Annotated in this window: 18 protein-coding genes, 1 other RNA gene and 1 other annotated feature; of the genes, 1 reads left to right on the top strand and 18 read right to left on the bottom strand. The window is 43.0% G+C overall.

Annotated features, from left to right (window positions below; genetic code table 11):
- Nucleotides 1-44 precede the first annotated feature (44 nt).
- Entirely contained in the window at nt 45-1,220 is a 1,176-nt protein-coding gene (locus RDS42_RS03925) for a ribose-phosphate pyrophosphokinase (protein WP_308782482.1), read from the top strand.
- Between the two features lie 37 nt (nt 1,221-1,257).
- Here the strand turns inward: RDS42_RS03925 and pgeF are convergent, their stop codons facing one another.
- The 18 genes from pgeF to RDS42_RS03835 form a co-directional block, all read right to left on the bottom strand.
- Entirely contained in the window at nt 1,258-2,109 is an 852-nt protein-coding gene (pgeF, locus tag RDS42_RS03920; RefSeq protein ID WP_308782481.1) for a peptidoglycan editing factor PgeF, read from the bottom strand.
- A gap of 14 nt (nt 2,110-2,123) precedes the next feature.
- Nucleotides 2,124-2,477 (bottom strand): YraN family protein, encoded by a 354-nt coding sequence (locus tag RDS42_RS03915; protein WP_308782485.1) that lies wholly within the window; start codon nt 2,475-2,477, stop codon nt 2,124-2,126.
- A 69-nt stretch (nt 2,478-2,546) separates the two neighbouring features.
- On the bottom strand, nt 2,547-3,302 hold the full coding sequence (locus RDS42_RS03910) for a ribonuclease HII (RefSeq protein WP_308782480.1): 756 nt from the start codon (nt 3,300-3,302) through the stop codon (nt 2,547-2,549).
- A 4-nt stretch (nt 3,303-3,306) separates the two neighbouring features.
- Nucleotides 3,307-4,155, bottom strand: a complete 849-nt coding sequence (gene ylqF, locus RDS42_RS03905; protein ID WP_308782479.1) for a ribosome biogenesis GTPase YlqF — start codon at nt 4,153-4,155, stop codon at nt 3,307-3,309.
- A gap of 6 nt (nt 4,156-4,161) precedes the next feature.
- Complete coding sequence (gene lepB, locus RDS42_RS03900; protein WP_308782478.1) at nt 4,162-4,764, bottom strand: signal peptidase I; 603 nt, start codon at nt 4,762-4,764, stop codon at nt 4,162-4,164.
- A gap of 121 nt (nt 4,765-4,885) precedes the next feature.
- Nucleotides 4,886-5,233, bottom strand: coding sequence for a 50S ribosomal protein L19 (gene rplS / locus RDS42_RS03895; protein WP_177275549.1), 348 nt, complete (start codon nt 5,231-5,233; stop codon nt 4,886-4,888).
- Nucleotides 5,234-5,381: 148 nt separating this feature from the next.
- A complete protein-coding gene (locus tag RDS42_RS03890; RefSeq protein ID WP_308782477.1) occupies nt 5,382-6,158 on the bottom strand; it encodes a ZIP family metal transporter in 777 nt (258 codons plus the stop codon).
- 131 nt (nt 6,159-6,289) lie between these two features.
- The gene (locus tag RDS42_RS03885; RefSeq protein ID WP_308782476.1) at nt 6,290-7,303 is read right to left on the bottom strand and encodes an OmpA family protein; all 1,014 of its coding nucleotides are present in this window, start codon (nt 7,301-7,303) and stop codon (nt 6,290-6,292) included.
- Nucleotides 7,304-7,315: 12 nt separating this feature from the next.
- Nucleotides 7,316-8,947, bottom strand: coding sequence for a MotA/TolQ/ExbB proton channel family protein (locus RDS42_RS03880; protein ID WP_308782475.1), 1,632 nt, complete (start codon nt 8,945-8,947; stop codon nt 7,316-7,318).
- A 282-nt stretch (nt 8,948-9,229) separates the two neighbouring features.
- Nucleotides 9,230-9,844, bottom strand: a complete 615-nt coding sequence (locus tag RDS42_RS03875; protein ID WP_308782474.1) for a histidine phosphatase family protein — start codon at nt 9,842-9,844, stop codon at nt 9,230-9,232.
- The gene (pheT, locus tag RDS42_RS03870; protein ID WP_308782473.1) at nt 9,844-12,261 is read right to left on the bottom strand and encodes a phenylalanine--tRNA ligase subunit beta; all 2,418 of its coding nucleotides are present in this window, start codon (nt 12,259-12,261) and stop codon (nt 9,844-9,846) included. The genes RDS42_RS03875 and pheT overlap by 1 nt, the downstream gene beginning before the upstream one ends.
- A gap of 132 nt (nt 12,262-12,393) precedes the next feature.
- Complete coding sequence (pheS, locus tag RDS42_RS03865) at nt 12,394-13,413, bottom strand: phenylalanine--tRNA ligase subunit alpha (RefSeq protein ID WP_308782484.1); 1,020 nt, start codon at nt 13,411-13,413, stop codon at nt 12,394-12,396.
- Between the two features lie 62 nt (nt 13,414-13,475).
- Nucleotides 13,476-13,699 (bottom strand) — a binding site (T-box leader).
- Nucleotides 13,700-13,733: 34 nt separating this feature from the next.
- Nucleotides 13,734-14,669, bottom strand: a complete 936-nt coding sequence (locus RDS42_RS03860; RefSeq protein ID WP_308782472.1) for a YihY/virulence factor BrkB family protein — start codon at nt 14,667-14,669, stop codon at nt 13,734-13,736.
- A 93-nt stretch (nt 14,670-14,762) separates the two neighbouring features.
- Nucleotides 14,763-16,103, bottom strand: coding sequence for a SpoIID/LytB domain-containing protein (locus tag RDS42_RS03855; protein WP_308782471.1), 1,341 nt, complete (start codon nt 16,101-16,103; stop codon nt 14,763-14,765).
- Between the two features lie 34 nt (nt 16,104-16,137).
- Entirely contained in the window at nt 16,138-17,193 is a 1,056-nt protein-coding gene (locus tag RDS42_RS03850) for an aldose epimerase family protein (RefSeq protein WP_308782470.1), read from the bottom strand.
- A 102-nt stretch (nt 17,194-17,295) separates the two neighbouring features.
- Nucleotides 17,296-17,473, bottom strand: a non-coding RNA gene (gene ssrS, locus RDS42_RS03845) — 6S RNA.
- A 156-nt stretch (nt 17,474-17,629) separates the two neighbouring features.
- Nucleotides 17,630-19,120 (bottom strand): threonine synthase, encoded by a 1,491-nt coding sequence (gene thrC / locus RDS42_RS03840; protein ID WP_308782483.1) that lies wholly within the window; start codon nt 19,118-19,120, stop codon nt 17,630-17,632.
- A gap of 160 nt (nt 19,121-19,280) precedes the next feature.
- Nucleotides 19,281-20,222, bottom strand: coding sequence for a cell wall hydrolase (locus RDS42_RS03835; protein WP_308782469.1), 942 nt, complete (start codon nt 20,220-20,222; stop codon nt 19,281-19,283).
- Between the last annotated feature and the right edge of the window lie 139 nt (nt 20,223-20,361).

The following is a 20,361-nucleotide window of genomic DNA, read 5'->3' as shown; positions in this document are numbered from 1 at the left end:
TAGTAGTACTCAATATTTTATTATTTAAACTCAGGAGGAAAATTATGCCGAATATAGAGTTACTTGAAAAGTCACTTCCTGTTGCACCCATCCGTATTGCAGCCCTTTCTGGCTGCCAGGAGCTTGCCAGGGAGGTTGATAAAAAGCTTGTAAAATTCCGTAAAGAGCTGGTTGCCAAAAAAAATTCTGACAGCATCCCTCAGGGATATTGTGAACCGTCATTTCTTGTAGAATGCGAATGTGTCCGTTTCGGCACCGGAGAGGGAAAAGGCTACATCAAGGAATCTGTCCGCGGTACAGACCTCTTTATTATGGTAGATGTAACAAATTATACTGAAACTTATACGGTATGCGGACATGAGAACCATATGTCTCCGGATAATCATTACCAGGATCTGAAGCGAATCATTTCTGCCGCAACAGGCAAGGCTCACAGAATCAATGTAATCATGCCGTTCCTTTACGAAGGACGCCAGCACCGCCGTTCCAAAAGAGAATCTCTTGACTGTGCTCTGGCTCTGAAAGAATTAAGCGACATGGGAGTTGCAAACTTCATTACTTTCGATGCTCATGATCCTCGTGTTCAGAACTCCATCCCGCTGAATGGCTTTGATAACTTCTTCCCTACATACCAGTTCCTGAAAGCACTGGTTAAAAATGTGCCTGATTTCAAAATGGATAACGACCATCTCATGATCATCAGCCCGGATGAAGGCGCAATGTCAAGAGCCGTTTATTTCTCCAATATCCTTGGAGTAGACATGGGCATGTTCTACAAGAGAAGAGACTATTCTACTATCGTAAACGGAAAGAACCCTATCGTAGCCCACGAATTCCTTGGGGACTCTGTAGAGGGCAAAGATGTCGTTATCATTGACGATATGATCTCTTCCGGAGAAAGTATGCTGGATGTTGCCAAACAGATCAAAGAGCGCCATGCAAGACGTGTATTCATCTGCACCACCTACGGTCTGTTTACAGATGGTCTTGATAAATTTGATGAATATTATGAAAAAGGCTGGATTGACAAAGTTATCACTACCAACCTGAATTACCGTATTCCTGAACTTCTTACCAAACCATATTATATCGAAGCAAACATGAGCAAATATCTTGCAAGTATCATCGACATCATTAATCATGACGTTTCTGTAGAGAAGGTTCGTTCCAGCAACGAAAAGATCATGGATCTCATGGAAAAAGTAAACAAATCTAAATAAACATAATGGCTGTGGTCTGAAAACCACAGCCATTTTTTCACTTTCTGATACCAAGAAAAGCTCCCAGATTTCCTCTTTTTCCCTTTGATGCCCTGTGAGAAAACAAAAAGTCGGGATTGCAGCAGGTACATATTCCCGGCATGGATATATGCTCCGGAAGGATTCCTGCCCGTAAAAATATCTGCCGATTAGCTTCCCATAGGTTCAGCTGATATTTTCCATTTTGTTTTTTATAAAACAGTTCCGGCCATAACTCCGGAGAAAACGCCTTCTGAAACTCCACGATCACATCTTCACTGACCTCATAGCACTCCTGACAGATAGACGGCCCCACTGCCGCATATATATCCGCTGGATCCGAGCCATAATTTTTTCGGAGCGCTTCCACTGTCACCTCTCCGATCCCTGCAGCCGTACCTCTCCATCCCGAGTGAGAAAGCCCAACCGCCTTATGCACCGGATCCACCAGGTAGAGAGGAACGCAGTCTGCATAAAAAGTCGCCAGCACCAGCCCCGGAACATTGGTCACCATCCCATCCACATCTGTATATGGACGGGGTTTCGTAATCCCGTTTACTCTATCCTTCTCCGTCACAACTCGAACATTTGCAGTATGAGTCTGATCAGAAGTAACAATATCTTCCGGCAAAAATCCCAGAGCTGCAGAAATTCTCCTGTAATTTTCCTTTACCGCTTCCTCTTTATCTCCTCTGGAAAAGCTCAGATTCATAGATGCATAAATTCCCTCACTGCAGCCACCCAGACGTGTGCTGAAGCCATGGACAAATCCCGGCAGTTTATCAAATTCCGGATAAGTAAGAAAAGTAACTCCTTCTTTTTCACAAACCTTCATATGAGGCTTATTTTCCTGTTTCCATATGATCTTCATAAGGCTCCTCCTTTTCATCGGCGGTAATCAAAAGCGTTCTGTATCCATTGTATATGTTCACCATCAATAGCAACTACATCAAATCTGCAGGGAATATCCAGTCCATATCCATGTTTTAGAAGATAAAATTCTGCAACAGCGCTGACTGTCCTTTGTTTCCGCCAGTCAACTGCCGCCGAAGCCCATCCGCACTCTCCTGAATTTCTGTATTTTACTTCCACAAAAACCAGATATTTTCCATCTCCCGCAATCAGATCAATTTCACCAAATTTGCAGCGAAAATTTCTTTCTATGATAAATAATCCCTGTTTTTCCAAAAAAGCCGCTGCTTTCTGTTCGTAATAGCCGCCCACCTTACGTTTATTGATATTTCTCGCTCTTTTCCTGTTTGTGTAGGTATCTTATGTATTTTTCAATTTTTCCCGGCATTTATCCTTTTATACAAAATGTGTAATAAAGCTTGCCCTGTGAATTGGCGATGGTCCATATTTTTTCAGAGCTTCAATATGTTCTGAAGATCCGTATCCCTTATTGGAAGCAAATCCATATCCGGGCATCGCCTTGTCGTACTCTACCATAAGTCTGTCACGGGTAACCTTCGCCACTATACTGGCTGCTGCAATAGAAGCGCTTTTGGCATCTCCTTTGATAATAGGAACCTGAGGAATTTCTATCTGAGGAATCGTTACTGCATCATTTAAGAGAAGCTGCGGGCGCACAGCAAGTTTAGATACAGCCTGGCGCATTGCCTCATACGTTGCCTGAAGGATATTAATTTCATCAATACGCGCTGGAGATGACATTCCTATCCCTACACTGACAGCTTCTTTCAGGATCACTCCATAAAGCTCCTCACGTTTTTTTGCAGACAGCTTTTTGGAATCATTCAGATACAGAATCTCATGATCCTTTGGAAGGATCACAGCACAGGCTACCACCGGTCCGGCCAACGGTCCTCTTCCTACCTCGTCAATCCCGCAAAGATAACCCAGATGCTCATATTTATGTTCATACTCCATCATCTGTTCCATACGGAGTCTTTCTTTCTGAACAGCTTCTGCTGTTTTCCTGCTTTTTTCGATCAGCTTCTGAACCCCCGCCCTGGTGTCTTCCTGGTACAATTCCCAAAGCCTTTTCTGCTCCTCCAAGGAAAGAGATTCAAACTCTGCTTTAATTTCTGATATTTTCTTCATGGGTTCACTCCTTTGGAGCCCATTCCAGAGTAATACGGCCAAGTTTTCCGCCTCTGAAATCATCAAAGAAAAGACCTGATGCCTTTGCATAATCCAGCTCTTCTCCCTTTTTCAGACAGCCCCTTGCTCTTGCAATCCCCTGAAGAATCTCAAGCAGCTCTCCTGTCTCGTCTGTTTCATAACGCTTCTGAAGAACTCCCGGATAATGCTCCTTCAGATAACCTATAAGAGAAAGAGCAAGTTCTTCCATATTCAGGATATCATCTTTAATAGAACCCACATAAGCAAGGCGGATTCCAACCTCCTGATCTTCAAATTTTGGCCAGAGAATCCCTGGCGTATCAAGAAGTTCTACATTTTTGTTCAGACGTATCCACTGTTTTCCCTTTGTTACACCTGGACGATTCCCGGTTTTAGCACAGGCTTTTCCGGCAAAAGTATTAATAAAGGTAGATTTTCCTACATTCGGGATACCGGCAACCATAGCACGTATTGGCCTGTTTTTGATTCCTCTTCTTCGGTCTCTCTCAATTTTTTCTCTGCATGCCTCCTGTATCACATTCTGGATCGCCTTCATTCCGGATCCGTTTCTGGAATCCACTTTCACTACATGAAATCCCTTCGTCTGAAAAAATTCTTTCCAGGCTTCATTCTGTCTCTCGTCTGCCAGATCTGCTTTATTCAGAAGGATTAATCTTGATTTATTTTGTCCAAGTTTATCAATATCCGGGTTCCTGCTGGACATAGGAACCCTTGCATCAACCAGTTCAATGATCAGATCGATCAGTTTAAGATCTTCCTGCATCTGTCTTTTTGCCTTAGTCATATGACCAGGATACCATTGTACGTTCATATATACCTAACCTTTCAAAATTCCTAATTTTTCTCTGGGAGAACAGGTAAACCAAAGCTTTCCAACAATATAACGTTTTTTTACCGTACCGATATCTGCGTATCTGCTGTCTTCACTGTTGTTTCTATTGTCTCCCAAAACAAAATATTCTCCGGATTTTAAGCTCACGCCATTCTCAGCCAAACCTGGATTTATGATCTCCGGATAATCAGCCGCTTCATCATATACCTCTCCGTCAATGTAAATAACTCCATTTCGAATCCGGACAGTTTCTCCCGGAAGACCGATCACGCGGCGTATGTGCAGCGCAGCGTCATCACTGGCATTTGTTCGAAAAACAATCATGTCCCCTCTTTTCGGAGAAGTAAATTTATAGATCAGACGGTTCATAAAGAACCTGTCTCCCACCTCAATCGTTGGCTCCATCGAGCTTTCCTGCATCGTAACAGTCTGAAACATAAGGATCGCTGTAAGTACTGCAAATACGAATGTTACAGCAATCTCAAATACCCGGCGCATAGAGCTTCTCAGCTTTTCATTTTCCAGCTTCACCTTCAGCTCCAATATTTTTGGATGTTCCTTCCAGTTTTTCAAATTTCTGATATCCATATGAATTCCCCATACACAAGCTTATAAGTTTTCAGAATTTCCGATCAAATACATATTTTTGCAAAAAGAGGGACAATAGCTGTCGTTATTGTCCCTGCTTTTATCATTTCTTAAATTGTCATTATCTAACGCGCTCTTTAACCTTAGCAGCTTTACCTACACGATCTCTCAGGTAGTTCAGTTTCGCACGACGTACTTTACCGTAACGAATTACTTCTACTTTTACTACGTGTGGGGAGTGCAGCGGCCATGTTTTTTCAACGCCTACTCCATTAGAGCTCTTTCTAACTGTGAAAGTCTCTCTTGTGCTTCCGCCCTGTCTCTTGAGAACAGTTCCCTCAAAGATCTGGATTCTTTCACGGTTTCCCTCTTTGATCATTGCGTGTACTCTTACAGTATCACCTACACGGAATTCCGGTACTTCTGCTTTTAACTGAGCAGCTTCGATGTTTCTGATAATGTCGTTCATTTTTTTCTCTCCTATTCTTCTGGATGTTCTTAATACATGATTTCTGTAACAGAGGACCATCTTTTTTACAACAGATTTGATTATACTATAGAATAAACCCCATTGCAAGAAGTTTTTGAAAAAAATAGAAAACCCGGGTGTGTCACGATCATCCCAGCGCTACATCCAGGATCATCATCAAAACAAATCCCAATGCAAAAGTTACCGTTCCCACATTACTGTGCTCCCCTTCACTGGCTTCCGGAATCAGTTCTTCCACTACAACGTATATCATGGCTCCTGCCGCAAAAGCAAGGAAATACGGCAAAAGAGGCTGTATATAAGAAGCCAGGAGAAGAGTAACACCTCCGGCCAGCGGCTCTACAATACCGGAAGCCGCACCGTAAATAAAAGATCTGGTTCTTGAACATCCGGCTCCCCGCAAGGGCATGGAAATAATGGCTCCCTCAGGGAAATTCTGGATAGCAATACCAATGGCCAGAGCAAAGGCTCCTGCCATTGTCACTGTGTTATTTCCGGCCAGCACCCCTGCAAAAACCGCTCCTGCAGACAGCCCCTCCGGAATGTTGTGAAGCGTTACTGCAAGGACAAGCATTGTTGTTTTTTTTAAAGCCACCTTGGGGCCTTCGGATTCTTCACTTCCAAGATGAAGATGGGGTACTGCCTTATCCATAATAAGAAGAAATCCTACGCCTAGAAGCAGTCCTGCTGCCGCCGGAACAAAGGAAAATCTCCCCATATCTTCGCACATATCCATAGCCGGAATAAGAAGCGACCACACGGAAGCCGCCACCATTACCCCGGATGCAAAACCCAGAAACGCTTTCTGCACCAGTGGATTCAGTTCTTTTTTCATAAACAGTACGCAGGCAGCTCCCAGTGTTGTTCCTATAAATGGAATCATCAGTCCAAAAAATACATTCATGTGCGATACCTTTCCTGATGTTTACATATGTCTCCACAGAGTATTCCCTGTGTGCCCAGTACATAAACCATGTTATTTTTATTTTATGCCGTATCTGCAGGTATTGTTCCGGGAACACGTAATTCCATATTTTAGGAAACCGGCTGTTCCTGTGATTTTTCCTCTGTCTTTTCCTCTGTATTGTCTGCTTTTTCGGTTTTTGTGTCCGCCTCTGTCATCACCTTGTTCAGTTCTTCGATCATCTCTTCATCTTTCAGACGAAACTTTACTTCCACACGTCTGGACGCATCTTTATCCACATTTCCATTGGCATCCAAAACAGGATTTGCCATAGAATGCCCATTCACAGTCAAATATTCCTGCAGATCCTGACTCTGATCAGAATTTAAAAAATTACCCTGGATATCCAAAAGGTACTGGGCAACGGCCAATGAACGCTGCTGAGACAGCTGAAGATTATAGCTGTAGTCTCCATCAGTATCTGTATATCCGTCAATAATGATCTCTGCAAGGTATTTCATATAATCTTCCTGAAGGAGCACTTTACAGTAAATAGGAAGCACCTGTTCCAGCGCCTGCTTTCCTTCCTCTGTCAGTTCTGCCTCATCATAAGCAAAAAGAACACTGGATTCCAGAGTCATGGCTCCTGTCTGCGTATCAATATCTACATTGATATTATTTTTTGCAAATTCTTTTTTTAACGCCTCAATAACATCTGCCTTCACTCCGATGATCTGATCGATCTGAGCCTGCTGATCCTTAAGAAGGGCAGTTTTTTCATTCAGCGCTGCCTGCTGCGAATTCAAAGTTGCCTCCTGATCCTTCAGCTTGGACGCAAGCTGGGCAAGAAGTTCTTCCTGATCCTTCAGTTTCTCATCCTGAGTCTTAAGCTGCTGATTCTGGTCTTTCAGCTGGCCTTCCTTTTCATCCAGTTCATTCTGCTGAGCAAGGATCTCCAGAGTATATTCTTCCTGGAGCGCTATTTTTTCATCGCGCTCCTTAATACTCTCGTCATAGCTTTTCTGCGCCTGAAACAAAGTCACACACATCAGCAGTACAAACAGGAGCAGAACGCCTGCCATCATATCGGAATATGATCTCCAGACATTAAATCCTCCGTTTTCTGATTTTTTTCTTCTGCGCATCTGTCTCTCCTTTTATCTGAATAAACCGAATTTTCCTTTCTGAGCCGCTTTTGAAAGTTCTTTTATATTTTTTGCCATATCTTCCATCAGTTCCTGCTGCTGTTCCGCCTGAGCAGCCAGAATCTCCTTCAGTTCCTCCAGATTCTCATCCCTTGCGGTCTTCCCTGCACTCAGATGAATCTCTCCGTTGTTTCTGGAAACAGAAATGTCTGCCAGAAGTCTGCGTACCTGTTCCATTGTCCTGTAAGACTTTTTCTGATATTCTGCAAACTCCTGCATTTTCTCATCAAACTCTTCCACAACCCGTTTATTGGCCTCCATCACACTTCCGCCGGCTTTTCCTGCTGCAGATATTTTTTCCATTCCCTGGGCTGCAGCTTCTACATATTTCTGCATGGTCTGGTTGCAGGCTACCCAGAATTTAGCTGATGAGGTTTCTGCTTCCTTCAGATAATCTGCCAGATGATGATAGTCTGCCTGCTGCTGCTTCTGGATCGTCTGATTATCCTGGATGATCCTTTTTGCCATGTCAATATATTCCTTCTGGGAAGCTCCTGTATCCTCCATGATCCGTTTCATCGCCTGCTCATGCTGAGTATAAGAGTCACTGAGCTGGCGGCTCATTGCCTGGTAAAGATTTGTAGTATAATTCACATTATCTGCCTGTGCATCCTTTAGCTGAGAAAGAGTTTTTCCAAAATCGGAAAACTGTACCCCAAAAGAGTCATTCATCTCTTTTAAGAACATATCCAGAATCTGACGTATGGCATCCTCCTGACACTGGGTTACGGAAGATACAAGTGTATCAAGAGAATCATTCATTTTCTTAAAAGTAGGCGTGATCACCTTTTCAAAGCTGTCTGCCATCTGTACAGAAAACTGCTGTGCCATCTGATTCATGGCCGCTGTCTGGATCTTCTGGCTGGATACCAGAAGATTTCTGGATTCATTTTCCGCCGAGGGCATCACATGACTGTGAAATCTGGCCAGAAATCCCTGAAGTTCTTCTGCCATAAAAGAATATTCACTTTTCATTCCATAAGTATAGACAATGGAAAGTGCAATACCATAAATAGACGTCAAAAACGCAACTTTGATGCCGTCTACCAGAGCAGACACCGAATTGGTCATCACTTCATAATTAGCCGGATCAAAATTCTTAAGTCCCCATACAAGACCTACAAAAGTTCCAAGAATACCAAGACTGGTAAAAATATCCGGAACCATTTCCAAAAGACGTTTATGTATATGATTATCCATTTCCTCCTCATTCAGATAATCCTCTACATCTCCAATCCCTTCTTCACTTTGAACAATACTGTCTGTAAAAGAATTCATTACCTTATCAAGATATTTATGGTGAAAGATACCGTTCAATGTCTGGATCTTATCCACTCCGATCTTACCCGGTTTCTGAAAAATACTGCCTATTTCCGCAGCAGCCTCCTGGAAAGCCTGCCCCAGATTATCCATCCGAAACATCCCGCCAAACAACCCTGCCACGTAAATCACACTCATCACAGCAAGAAAGATAAAATTGTACAGCATGACGCCGGGAGCTCCCTTGCCGATATACACTGTCATTGCCACAGCTGCCGCCAGTACTGCCAGAAATAAAATTACATTTACAATTTTTTTCCTCATATATTGCGCCTCCTCATTGGTCATAATCTCAAGACTTTTTCTGCATAAGTCCCTGAATTAACACATAATTCACTTTTTTTACCATAATATCATATCACAAAGGCACATACAAGCCGTAATCTAAAGCTAACGGCACAGTTTTGATTACGGTTCACTTCGTTCACAATAACGCCACGGGATTTATCAGAGACATCCTCTCGATTCTTCTTTCACTGCACAAAAAATACCGCCAGAAGCTCTTTTAGAGCCTCTGACGGCAATTTTTATCCAGCAGATCTGTATTTATGCATATACTTTATCATCTTCCAGAAGCACTGCTTTCCCCTCTTTCACCTCAACCACGCTGATACTGCAGTTGGGCGGTACGCAGCCATGCCAGAAATTCTCCGGATCCTGATATACATTCTGGAGAAGAGCACGGACCGCACAGCCATGAGAAGCGATCAGTATAGTTTTGTCCTGAAGCTCCGGATCAGCAGTTTTTTCCATCCAGAATTCTCTGGTACGGGCAAGGACATCAGAAATATTTTCTCCATTTTCCGGCCTGGAAAAATGGTTGGGATCTGTAAAAAACGTTTCCATTTCCCTGTTGATCATATTTCCTTTTTCATCTTTAAACTGCGTTCCTTCCAGCACCCCAAAATCTATTTCCTGGATCCTTTTATCCAGGATCACAGGTATCTTGTCCGCTTTCCGTCCAAGAACAAGCTCCGCTGTCTGTCTGGCTCTTTTCAGAGGACTGGAAAAACACAGATCAAAGGGTACGTCTTTCAAAGTTTCTCCTACTTTACGGGCAAGAGAGATCCCCTCCTCTGCAAGAGGGATATCCGCGGCGCCCTGAACCTTCCGAAGAGCATTCCACTGCGTCTTTCCATGTCTTAAAATATAAAGTTTCATCAGCTTCTCAGCTCGATTCCAAGGTCAGTAAGACCGTTAAGGATCTTCTTCATCGCAGCTGTGATCTCTGCTTCTTCCAGCGTCTTATCATGATCACGGAATACCACAGAATAAGCCATGGACTTATATCCCTCTTTAATCTGTGTTCCTTCATAAATGTCAAAGAGCTCATAAGATTCCAGGATTTTGCCGCCCCTCTGTTCCAGAACATTTTCAATCTGTCCGGCCAGAACATTTTTCGGAACCACCATGCTCAGGTCACGGGTAACTGCCGGATATTTGGCAATTCCGTTGAATTTATGAGCAAAGCCTGCAAATTCAAGAATATCCAGGATATCGATCACTGCAATATAGGTTTTTTCACCAATACCATAGTTATCTGCAACCACCGGATGCACTTCTCCCAGGTAACCTACCACCTTGCCTTCATAAATGATATTTGCCTGTCTTCCCGGATGCAGATATGTCTTATTGCTGTCCGGAGTATAGTGTACTTTTTTCTTCATGCCTGCCTTTTCAAAAAATTCCTCACAGACACCTTTCATGTCGAAAAAGTCTCCGGCGCCGTACATACCCAGTGTGAAATGTACCCGCTCATCCGGAAGCTCTGTAAGAGGCAGAGATTTTGGAAGATAAACTTTTCCAATCTCATAAAGACGTACATTTTTATTTCTTCTGTTGTAATTAGTCGCAAGTGAGGTAAGCATTCCGTGAAGTGTAGTAGTACGCATGATACTGTAATCCTCACCCAGAGGGTTGCTGATCGTGATCACTTTTCTCAGATCACTGTCTTCTGCAATCCTGAGTTTATCAAAAACCTTAGGACTTTCAAAGGAATATGTCATAGCCTCAGAAAAACCACAGTATTCTGCAATATCTCTTGCTATCTGCTCAATTCTAAGTTTAAACGGAAGTCTTCCTGTTGTTGCTTCTCCTGTAGGAAGAGTTGTCGGAATTTTATCATATCCAAAAAATCTTGCCACTTCCTCTGCCACATCAGCCATACAATGGATATCCTGACGGAAAGTAGGTGCCACGATCTCATTTGTTTCAGGATCTAAGGTCAGCTCTACTCTTCCCAGGTATTCCAGCATCTCTTCTTTTGTAAGATCTGTTCCAAGAAGAGCATTGATTCTTTCCGGCTCAAAAGGTACTCTGGATGGTTTTCTGTCCTCATTGCATACGTCCACAATACCGCCGACAACTTCTCCGGCGCCAAGTTCCTCCATCAACTGGCATGCTCTGTCAATGGCTGCCTGTGCATTATTTGGATCCAGTCCCTTTTCAAACTTTCCGGATGCATCTGTACGAAGTCCGATACGTTTGGAGGAAAGACGGATATTTGTTCCGTCAAAGCAGGCTGCCTCAAACAAAACTGTTTTTACCTGATCTGTAATCATGGAATTCTCTCCGCCCATGATACCTGCAATTCCAACCGGCTTCTTTCCATCGCAGATCATCAGTACGTTTTCATCCATAGTACGTTCCTGACCGTCAAGAGTCACAAATTTTTCACCTTCTGATGCACGGCGCACAATGATCTCATTTCCTTCGATCAGATCCAGATCATAGGCATGCATAGGCTGTCCGTATTCTTCCATAACGTAATTGGTAATGTCTACCAGGTTGTTGATAGGACGGATACCGTTTGCCGCCAGACATCTCTGCATCCATTTCGGAGACGGTCCGATCTTTACATTCTTTACCACTCTTGCTGTATAACGCGGGCAAAGATCCGGATCCTCTACTGTAACTTTGATATAATCAGAAGCATTTTCTTCATTACCTGTTTCCTTAACTACCGGAGGACAGAATTTTTTATGGAAGGTAGCTGCTGCTTCTCTGGCGATTCCCAGAACACCGTAACAGTCTACACGGTTAGATGTGATCTCATACTCAAACACCACATCCTCCAGTCCCAGAGCCTTAACAGCGCTTTCGCCTACAACAGCGTCTTCCGGAAAGATATAAATTCCGTATTCCGGAGCCTCCGGATACATTTCTCTGGTACTTCCCAGTTCCTCGATGGAACACATCATACCAAAAGATTCCACACCGCGAAGTTTTCCTTTTTTGATCTTCACACCGCCTGGTGTCTTCTTTCCGTCATGACCTCCGGCTACACGGCCTCCGTCCAGTACTACCGGGATCTTATCGCCTTCTTTTACATTTGGCGCACCTGTTACGATCTGTACAGTTTCTGTACCCACATTTACCTGGCAGATGATCAGCTTATCTGCATCAGGATGTCTCTCTATTTTTTCAATCTGTCCAATAACGATTTTTTCCAGGTCTGCATCCAGCTCCTCATATCCCTCAACCTTAGTTCCTGACAGGGTCATGGCATCTGTATATTCCTGAGCTGTTACATCCAGATCCGGCACGTACATTTTAATCCAGGACATTGATGTATTCATGTTTATATCCACCTTTCTGCTTGTTGTTTAAAATAGTGCTTCCTTTCTGCTGTATCAAAAAATCAATGAGATTCCTCGATATATAATCGAGGAAACCGTAAAGATAAATATCCTTCCGGTTATTTATCCTTACTAGAATTGTTTCAGGAAGCGAATATCGTTTTCATAAAGAAGTCTCATATCGTCGATCTCGTACTTCAAAAGTGCAATTCTTTCAAGTCCTACACCGAACGCAAAGCCTGTGTATTCCTCCGGGTCAATACCGCACATGCGAAGTACATTTGGATGTACCGTTCCGCAGCCAAGGATCTCGATCCATCCCGAACCTTTACAGAAACGGCAACCTTTTCCGCCGCACTTGAAGCAGGACACATCAACCTCTGCACTTGGCTCTGTAAACGGAAAATGATGAGGACGGAATTTTGTTTTTGTTTCCGGTCCAAACAGTTCTCTTGCAAATTCCTGAAGAGTTCCCTTCAGATCTGCAAAAGTGATGTTCTTATCAATGACCAGGCCTTCAATCTGATGGAAAGATGGGGAATGAGTTGCATCCACCTCATCAGAACGGAATACTCTTCCCGGTGCGATCATACGGATAGGCAGCCTGCCTTCTTCCATCGTGCGGGCCTGTACCGGAGATGTCTGGGAACGAAGCAGAATAGAATTATTGATAAAAAAGGTATCCTGCTCATCTCGTGCCGGATGATCCTCCGGAATATTTAATTTTGTAAAGTTGTAATCAGCGTATTCCACCTCGGGACCTTCTACCACTTCATATCCCATTCCAATAAAAATACGTTCCACTTCTTCAAGAGCGATCGTATTTGGATGACGATGTCCGATCTTTGCTTTTTTAGCAGGAAGTGTTACGTCAATAACTTCTGCTTTCATCTGTTCCTCACGGGCTGCTTCCTCCAGTTTCTTTCTGGACGTTTCAAGAAGCTCTTCAATCTTTGCTCTTGTCTCATTTACCAGCTGTCCAACCTTCGGACGATCCTCCGGAGCAACATCTTTCATACTTTTTAAAATAGCAGTAAGTTCACCTTTTTTTCCAAGGTACGCTACCTTTACTTCATTAAGCTTCTCCGGCACGTCAGATTCTTCAATCCGCTTTCTGGCTGCCTCGGCCAGTTCCTGAAGTCTTTCCTTCATATCCATGATCATAATCTCCTTTGCTGAAAATTTCATAAAAAAAGGATATCCATTCCCCCAAAAAGAGGGACGGGATATCCGCGGTACCACCCTGATTCCTGTATAAAAATACAGGCACTCGATTCTGCTTAACGCGCAGCAACGTCATTTCCTACTGACTTTATGTGTTCAGAAATGCAGCTCCGGCGGGAATTTGAGGAATTGTCTGAACTTAAAGAAGCTTACAGCCGGTGACTTCTTCTCTCTGAAAGGAAACAGTTCCCTGATACGCCTTCATTGCTTTTTATCTTTATTTACTATGCCACAGGAAATTTTCCCTGTCAAGATTTTTCATTTATTTTTTCTTTTTTCTCTTCTTTTCTTTTTTGAAAGTTCTGCTTCCACTCCTGTTCTTTTCTGGAAATCAGCTGCCCGAAAGACATTTTTGCCTGACGGAACTGTTTTTCAAAGTATGCATTTACCTCGGCTCCATAAAGAAGCAGGTTCATGCAGAAATAAAGCCACACCATCACAAGGATCAAAGTAGAAAGGCTTCCGTACATGATACTGAAATCCGGAAAAAAGGTAAAATACAGTGAAAACAAATAAGAAAAGGCGGACCAGGCAGCCGCTGTAAAAAAAGCTCCCGGCACCTGACTTTTCAGAGAAGCCTTTCTGTTCGGCAGATACCGGTACAATACCAGGAATACCAGAAACTGCATCACAAAAACCAAAAAAGTCTTCGCATTCAGGATCCTGCCAATAATATTTCCCAGAAAAGGAATGTAATCTGAAATCAGCATATGTATCCTGCTTCCCATAACCAGAAGCAGAAGGCTGGCGATCAGCGCCAGAACAAACAGCAGCATATAAAACATGGAATAAATTCTGTTTATAAGCCAGTTTCTGGTTTCTCTCACATGATAAATAGTATTCAGCCCATTGATCAAAGCCTGCATTCCCTTTCCCGAGGACCATAGAGCCATAAGAGCAGAAATCGGAAGCACTGCTGCGCTTTTTGAAAAAACCTCTGCCACGATATTCAGCACAAATCCCTGTAAATTTTCAGGTACTACTCCAACGATCGCCTGACGTACTTCTCTGTAAGTAAGAGGTGTATATTGAACGATAGCAGTCAGAAACAAAACAAAGGGGATAAAAGACATGATCAGAAAATATGCCGTCTGCGCCGCATATGCACTGATATGGTCCATCCTCATACGCTCCATGAAGCCCAAGGCCAGATGAAACGCCCCCTTCTCTTTTTTCTTTCCCATAATTACTTCTCCTGTTATCCAGACTTTGGCATTTTTATGCACGATTTCTCATATCTTAAACTGTATATATAACATTATCATATCATGAAAACATTACTGTGACAAGCATTGCCCTTTTTCCTGCAAAGAGCAGTCCGTTATTTCTATGTTGTAAAAAAAATAATTCAGTATCTCTTCAAAAGAATATCCTTCCTTTGCCATCTCATTTGCACCATTCTGGCTCATGCCCACACCATGCCCATATCCGCCTCCTGAGATCCGCACATAGTTTCCCGGCTCTGTATCCAGTGTAATATAAGCACTTGGAAGGAGCGTGCTTCCCTGTATTTTCGTCCCGTCCCCTTCTGTGATCATACATCCTGCAGGAGAAAGAAACTGCCGGATCGCATATTCTTCTTCAAGCATAAAAGAACTTTCTTCTGTAACAACCTGAAGCCCTGTCACTGCACCGCTTTCACTTTTTTCTGTAACAGCTGCCGAAAGCAGTTTCCCTTCTGTGCCTGTGAGCTCCTGTGCTCTTTTTTCCAGATTCTCCCACGGGATTACTGTCTCCCAGTAACTCCAGGGCTGTTTTGAATCAAATTTGCAGATTACACTTTTCAGATATGGAGCCGGCTGCTGAGCTCCCCATATTTCATCTGTACTGGTTGCTCCCGCCGAAGTAGAAAAATAATATGCCTGTATCGGTTCCCCATTCTGGCATAAGATCTTTCCCCGTGTTTCATTTACTGCCTCTGAAGAGGCCTTCTGAGGAGAAATATTCTGATATACCTGAAAATTCACACTGTCGTCTACATCCACCCCCAGTTCTTTCAAACGACCTTCCTGCATCTGCTTCCAGGCATACGTTCTGGCACAGACAGCCTGCGCTTTCAAAGCCTCTTTTTCATAAGAAGCCGGCATTTCACTGGGAACCACCGCTTCCAGATACGTTTCCAGAGGCACCTCATTAATAAGCAGCAGTCCTTCCGAATTCTTTACAATCTCCAAATTTCCCTGATATACAGGATTTCCGCACTGGCGTTGAACAGAGCTGACCTGAAGTCCGTCCCTATGTGCAGGAACCTTTATTTTTTCTCCGGGAACTTTGAAAGTTTCCGGAGTATAAACATGCTCTTTTCCATTGCGTACCACTGTGACAGAAGGATGAAAATACGACTGATAATCTGTGGTCATTAAAAGAACTCGTATCTTTCGGTCCATATAATGGGATTCCTTTAGTTCCGGCTTTTTATTTTCTGCTGACGTATCAGCATTTCCTGCCATCACTTCTTTACCGGCAGACGTTTTCTCTTTGCTGCTGTCTTCCATTAATCTGAAGTATTCTTCTTTTTCTTTCAAACAGGCCAGTGCCGCCTGATCCAAAGTTGCCGTCACAAGCAAAGTACCTGCAAGAATCAACTGATACCTGAAAAAAAATCTGATCTTCCTCATATATCCATTATATGAAGAAGACCAGATTTCATGATCAGTCTTTTACAGAAAAGCGATAAACTGTTTCAGAGTAATATCTTTTTCCTTTTTCCAATACTGGTGAGTGGAAAAGCTCCACATTTACTGCATTGGGTTCCACCTGTGTTTCCAGACAGAATCCATCACGCTTCTGATAAATATGTCCGTTCTTTCCCTTTTCATCCTCTATAAAATTTCCTGCATAAAACTGCACGCAAGGACAATCTGTAAGCGCTTCCATAAAAATTCCTGTTTTTTCAGAACGGGCGCAGGCAATCTCACGGATTTCCGCCTGTGTGTAACCATCCGTCACATAATTATGGTCATAGCCTCCCGTGATCTTCAGCTGCTCAAAATCTGCATCTATCTCCTGTCCGATCTGTTTTTCTCTGCGGAAATCCATAGGAGTTCCTTCCACGGAAACATTTTCTCCAAGGGGAATCGAGCCTTCTCCCACAGGAGTATATTCCTGTGCATGGATTGTAAGATACTGATCCAGTATACTTCCACTGCCTTCTCCGGAAAGGTTAAAATAAGAATGATTCGTCATATTGGCAATGGTTGTCTTGTCACTGACTCCGCTATATACAATACGAATGGAGTTTTCTTCAGTAAATTCATAGGTAACAGTGATATTAAATTCTCCCGGAAATCCATTTTCACCGTCAGGGCTGATTCTTCCCAGGGTCACACTGTTGTCATCCTGATCAATATGTTTCACTTCCCAGATTTTTTTTTCAAAGCCATCCGGTCCGCTGTGGAGATTATTTTCTCCTTCATTTTTTTCAAGGATCACTTCTTTCCCATCCAGCATGAATCGTGCTCCCGCAATTCTATTTCCGCTGCGTCCGATACATGCTCCGAAGAAACAGCCATTCTTCTGATACCCTGTAAGATCATCATAACCAAGCACAACATCTGTCAGTTTTCCATCTCTGTCCGGTACACATAGTTTAACCAGGATTGCACCATACTGAAGCACTTCCGCATAAGCACCAGATTTATTTTCCAGATGAAATACCTTTACTTCCTCGCCTGTCGGCAGTTTATCAAAGATTTTTTCTGTTACCATAAATATCCCTCCCAAAGTGTTTTGTTTATTAGAAAAATCAGTACAGAAAATACTGGTTTTTAATAAATAAAAAAGAGCCCCTGCAAAGGCTCATTCTTTTCTGAAAGTCCCGGAATGCCGTTCCCTTCCTTTTGACGCCTAGCCGAAGCCAGGTGGGTGTCCTCAACAGATGATCTGCCTACCACAACGAGAGGTCTGACATCACGATCTGCGATGTTGGAGTCCCTTCATGTCAATGTAGGTTCAAAATAAAAAGGGGCCTCGCACATTCCAGGATACTTTCTCTTTTCTGTTATTACTATTGTACTCTATTATATGTTATTTTTCAATACAATATTTGTGCTGAAGCAAAATATTTTGGCATATATGCCAGAACACCTGACCGGCCAGCACCATGCAAGCAGGAACCTTACAGCTTACAAAAACTGCAGTTCCTTTAACATATTCCCAGGATTTTCTTTACAGTGTCCGGCATATCCTGTGCATCTACAACCGTATCGTGAAGAACCGGCGCTGTACGAATCTCTTCCACTGCCTTCGGAATCTGCACACCGCTTAATGCAGAAAGTGCATCGCAAAGAGCAAAATCATCCAGACCCTGATAGCGGTCAGAAATTGCATCCATAACACTTCTGGTAAACTTATACGGGCTTGCTGTTGACGCAATCACTGTAGGGGTGTGGTCTTCTGTATCGCGAAGATACTTCTGATAAACTCCTGCCGCTACCGCAGTATGAGGATCGATCACATAACCGCTTCCATACCAGGTCGCACTGATAGCCTCCCTTGTTTCTCCTTCGCTGCAGAAATTTCCATAAAAGTCTCCAAGCCCTTTTTTCATTTCTTCTGAAATAGTGTATTCTCCACCCTCGCTCAAAGCCTTCATAAGCTCTGCACACTGCTGTGCATTTTCGCCTGTCAGACGGTAGATCAGACGCTCCAGATTGCTGGAGATCAGAATATCCATAGATGGAGATGTCGTCAGTATAAATTCTCTCTTTCTGTCATAAGTTCCGGTACGGAAAAAATCAAAAAGAACTTTGTTTTCATTGGACGCACAAATCAGTTTTCCAATTGGAAGTCCCATTTCTTTAGCATAATAAGCTGCAAGAATATTTCCAAAGTTTCCTGTAGGAACAACAACATTGATCTTGTCTCCTGACTGTATCTCTCCGGACTTCACAAGTTTTCCATAAGCATACACATAATATACGATCTGCGGTACCAGACGTCCTATATTGATAGAATTTGCAGAAGAGAACTGATAGCCTGCACTGTCAAGCTCCTGAGCCAGCTGCTGATCATTGAACATCTTTTTTACTGCAGTCTGAGCATCATCAAAATTACCTGTGATGCCTACCACATAAGTATTGTTTCCTTTCTGGGTCACCATCTGTTTTTCCTGGATAGGACTAACACCATGTTTTGGATAAAAGACAATGATCTTAGTTCCCGGAACATCCGCAAAGCCTGCCATAGCTGCCTTCCCGGTATCACCAGAGGTTGCTGTAAGAATCACGATCTCATTTTTTACATGATTTTTTTGGGCTGCTGTTGTCATAAGATGAGGAAGAATGGAAAGTGCCATATCTTTAAACGCTATTGTCGCTCCATGAAACAGTTCCAGAAAATATGCCTGATCCGCTTTATGCAGAGGTGCAATCTCGTTTGTATCAAATTTAGAATCATAAGCTCTGGCAATGCAGTCCTTCAGCTCTTCTTCTGTAAAATCTGTAAGGAAACGGCTCATGACCTCATAGGCAGTTTCCTGGTATGTCATCTTTGAAAGATGCTCCATCGGTATATCAAGTTTCGGAACAGCAGTGGGGACAAATAATCCTCCGTCCTCTGAAAGTCCCTTAAGAATAGCCATGGAGGCGGTTACCGTTTCTTCTTTACCTCTGGTGCTTTTATATAATACCTGCATCATCGTTCCTGCCTTTCTTCTGTATCAGTTATTTTTGCAACATTGTAACATGAACTTTAGCAAAATACCATAGTAAAATCGCCGAAAGATCATAAACCTGCCAGAAAAATAAAAAAAGGAACTGCACAGACACGTGCAGCCCTCCACATTTTTTATTTCCTTATTCTGCCTTAACCATCTGAACAAGTTCAGTCCCGGAATCCTGATCTGATTTTTTTCCTGCTTTCTTCTGAGACTTTTTTTCTGATTTCTTATCTTCCGGAGCTTCCTCCGGATAAGTATAAAATTCGTGAACGCCATGTTTGAAAAGCTTTGTCAGGTCTTTTTCAAACCAGGCAATATTATGTTTCTCTGCGGCTGATTTCTGGATAAAGAACAATGCTCCCTCTGAATAATCCGTCCCTTCAAGTGCCTGCTTCACAGCTTCTCTTGTCTCATCGGTAACTGTTACTTCGCCGATCCTTCCATCTGCCACCGGAGAAAACTGCGGTACTCCGTTATCATATTCCCAGATAACGTCTGTTATATTATCAGGAAATTCCGGATGCCTCACACGGTTCATGATCACATTGGCAATCAGCACACGTCCCTTGATATCCTCGGTTCCCGCCTCTGCCTCTACAATCTTAAGAAGATTCTCGTAATCTTCATCCGACATCATTTTTGCAGAAGACGACATGGAGACCATTTTCGAATCCAGATCATTGACAGCAGCTGCCATAGGTATGCTAAGATCTATTTCCTCTGCAGGTTTACGCACTTTCTGAACACGCTGTCCCACCACTACATGCTCACAGGAGGTGCCGATCCTGTAGATTTCTGAGCCCTCAGCAGGAGTTGCACGGATGCCCGAAGCAATCCCTGCGATTCCGGTAGGAAGATCATACTCGCTTCCGCCTTCCAGAGCATATCCTGTTTCTTCCTCAGAAGCAGCATAAACCTCACTGTCTCTTTCACTTCCCACAAAACGGCCGCCTGCGGAAACCGCCAGCGCTGCCAGGGCACATACACTGACAGAGATTACTGCACGTACTGAAGAATTTCCTGTCTTTTTTCTTTCTACCTGTGATTGATGATTTTGTGATAATTTCCTGTTTTTCATAGTTCTACATTCCTTGCATTTTCTTTATGTCATATTTTATTTCTTTTGTAACATTTTCGTAATGCATAAGAAAATTATATTTAATAAGCATGCGTATGTCAAGCCATCTTTTTTATTTTTGTGCTATTTTACCAGTTTT

This window comes from uncultured Blautia sp. (assembly GCF_902497045.1).
Classification (GTDB): Bacteria; Bacillota; Clostridia; order Lachnospirales; family Lachnospiraceae; genus Blautia_A.
This window is presented reverse-complemented; position numbering and strand designations above follow the sequence as displayed.

Bases quoted from the DNA above. Each gene is read 5' to 3' on its own strand.
- RDS42_RS03910 (WP_308782480.1), bottom strand. From the start codon at position 3,302: ATGAAGAAAATATCAGAAATTAAAGCAGAGTTTGAATCTCTTTCCTTG.
- RDS42_RS03875 (WP_308782474.1), bottom strand. From the start codon at position 9,844: ATGAAACTTTATATTTTAAGACATGGAAAGACGCAGTGGAATGCTCTT.
- pheS (WP_308782484.1), bottom strand. From the start codon at position 13,413: ATGAAGGAAAGACTTCAGGAACTGGCCGAGGCAGCCAGAAAGCGGATT.
- RDS42_RS03885 (WP_308782476.1), bottom strand. From the start codon at position 7,303: ATGCGCAGAAGAAAAAAATCAGAAAACGGAGGATTTAATGTCTGGAGA.
- RDS42_RS03850 (WP_308782470.1), bottom strand. From the start codon at position 17,193: ATGGTAACAGAAAAAATCTTTGATAAACTGCCGACAGGCGAGGAAGTA.
- RDS42_RS03835 (WP_308782469.1), bottom strand. From the start codon at position 20,222: ATGAAAAACAGGAAATTATCACAAAATCATCAATCACAGGTAGAAAGA.
- RDS42_RS03860 (WP_308782472.1), bottom strand. From the start codon at position 14,669: ATGGGAAAGAAAAAAGAGAAGGGGGCGTTTCATCTGGCCTTGGGCTTC.
- pgeF (WP_308782481.1), bottom strand. From the start codon at position 2,109: ATGAAGATCATATGGAAACAGGAAAATAAGCCTCATATGAAGGTTTGT.
- RDS42_RS03880 (WP_308782475.1), bottom strand. From the start codon at position 8,947: ATGAGGAAAAAAATTGTAAATGTAATTTTATTTCTGGCAGTACTGGCG.
- RDS42_RS03855 (WP_308782471.1), bottom strand. From the start codon at position 16,103: ATGAGGAAGATCAGATTTTTTTTCAGGTATCAGTTGATTCTTGCAGGT.
- RDS42_RS03890 (WP_308782477.1), bottom strand. From the start codon at position 6,158: ATGAATGTATTTTTTGGACTGATGATTCCATTTATAGGAACAACACTG.
- pheT (WP_308782473.1), bottom strand. From the start codon at position 12,261: ATGAATACATCAATGTCCTGGATTAAAATGTACGTGCCGGATCTGGAT.
- lepB (WP_308782478.1), bottom strand. From the start codon at position 4,764: ATGGATATCAGAAATTTGAAAAACTGGAAGGAACATCCAAAAATATTG.
- ylqF (WP_308782479.1), bottom strand. From the start codon at position 4,155: ATGAACGTACAATGGTATCCTGGTCATATGACTAAGGCAAAAAGACAG.
- thrC (WP_308782483.1), bottom strand. From the start codon at position 19,120: ATGCAGGTATTATATAAAAGCACCAGAGGTAAAGAAGAAACGGTAACC.
- RDS42_RS03925 (WP_308782482.1), top strand. From the start codon at position 45: ATGCCGAATATAGAGTTACTTGAAAAGTCACTTCCTGTTGCACCCATC.
- rplS (WP_177275549.1), bottom strand. From the start codon at position 5,233: ATGAACGACATTATCAGAAACATCGAAGCTGCTCAGTTAAAAGCAGAA.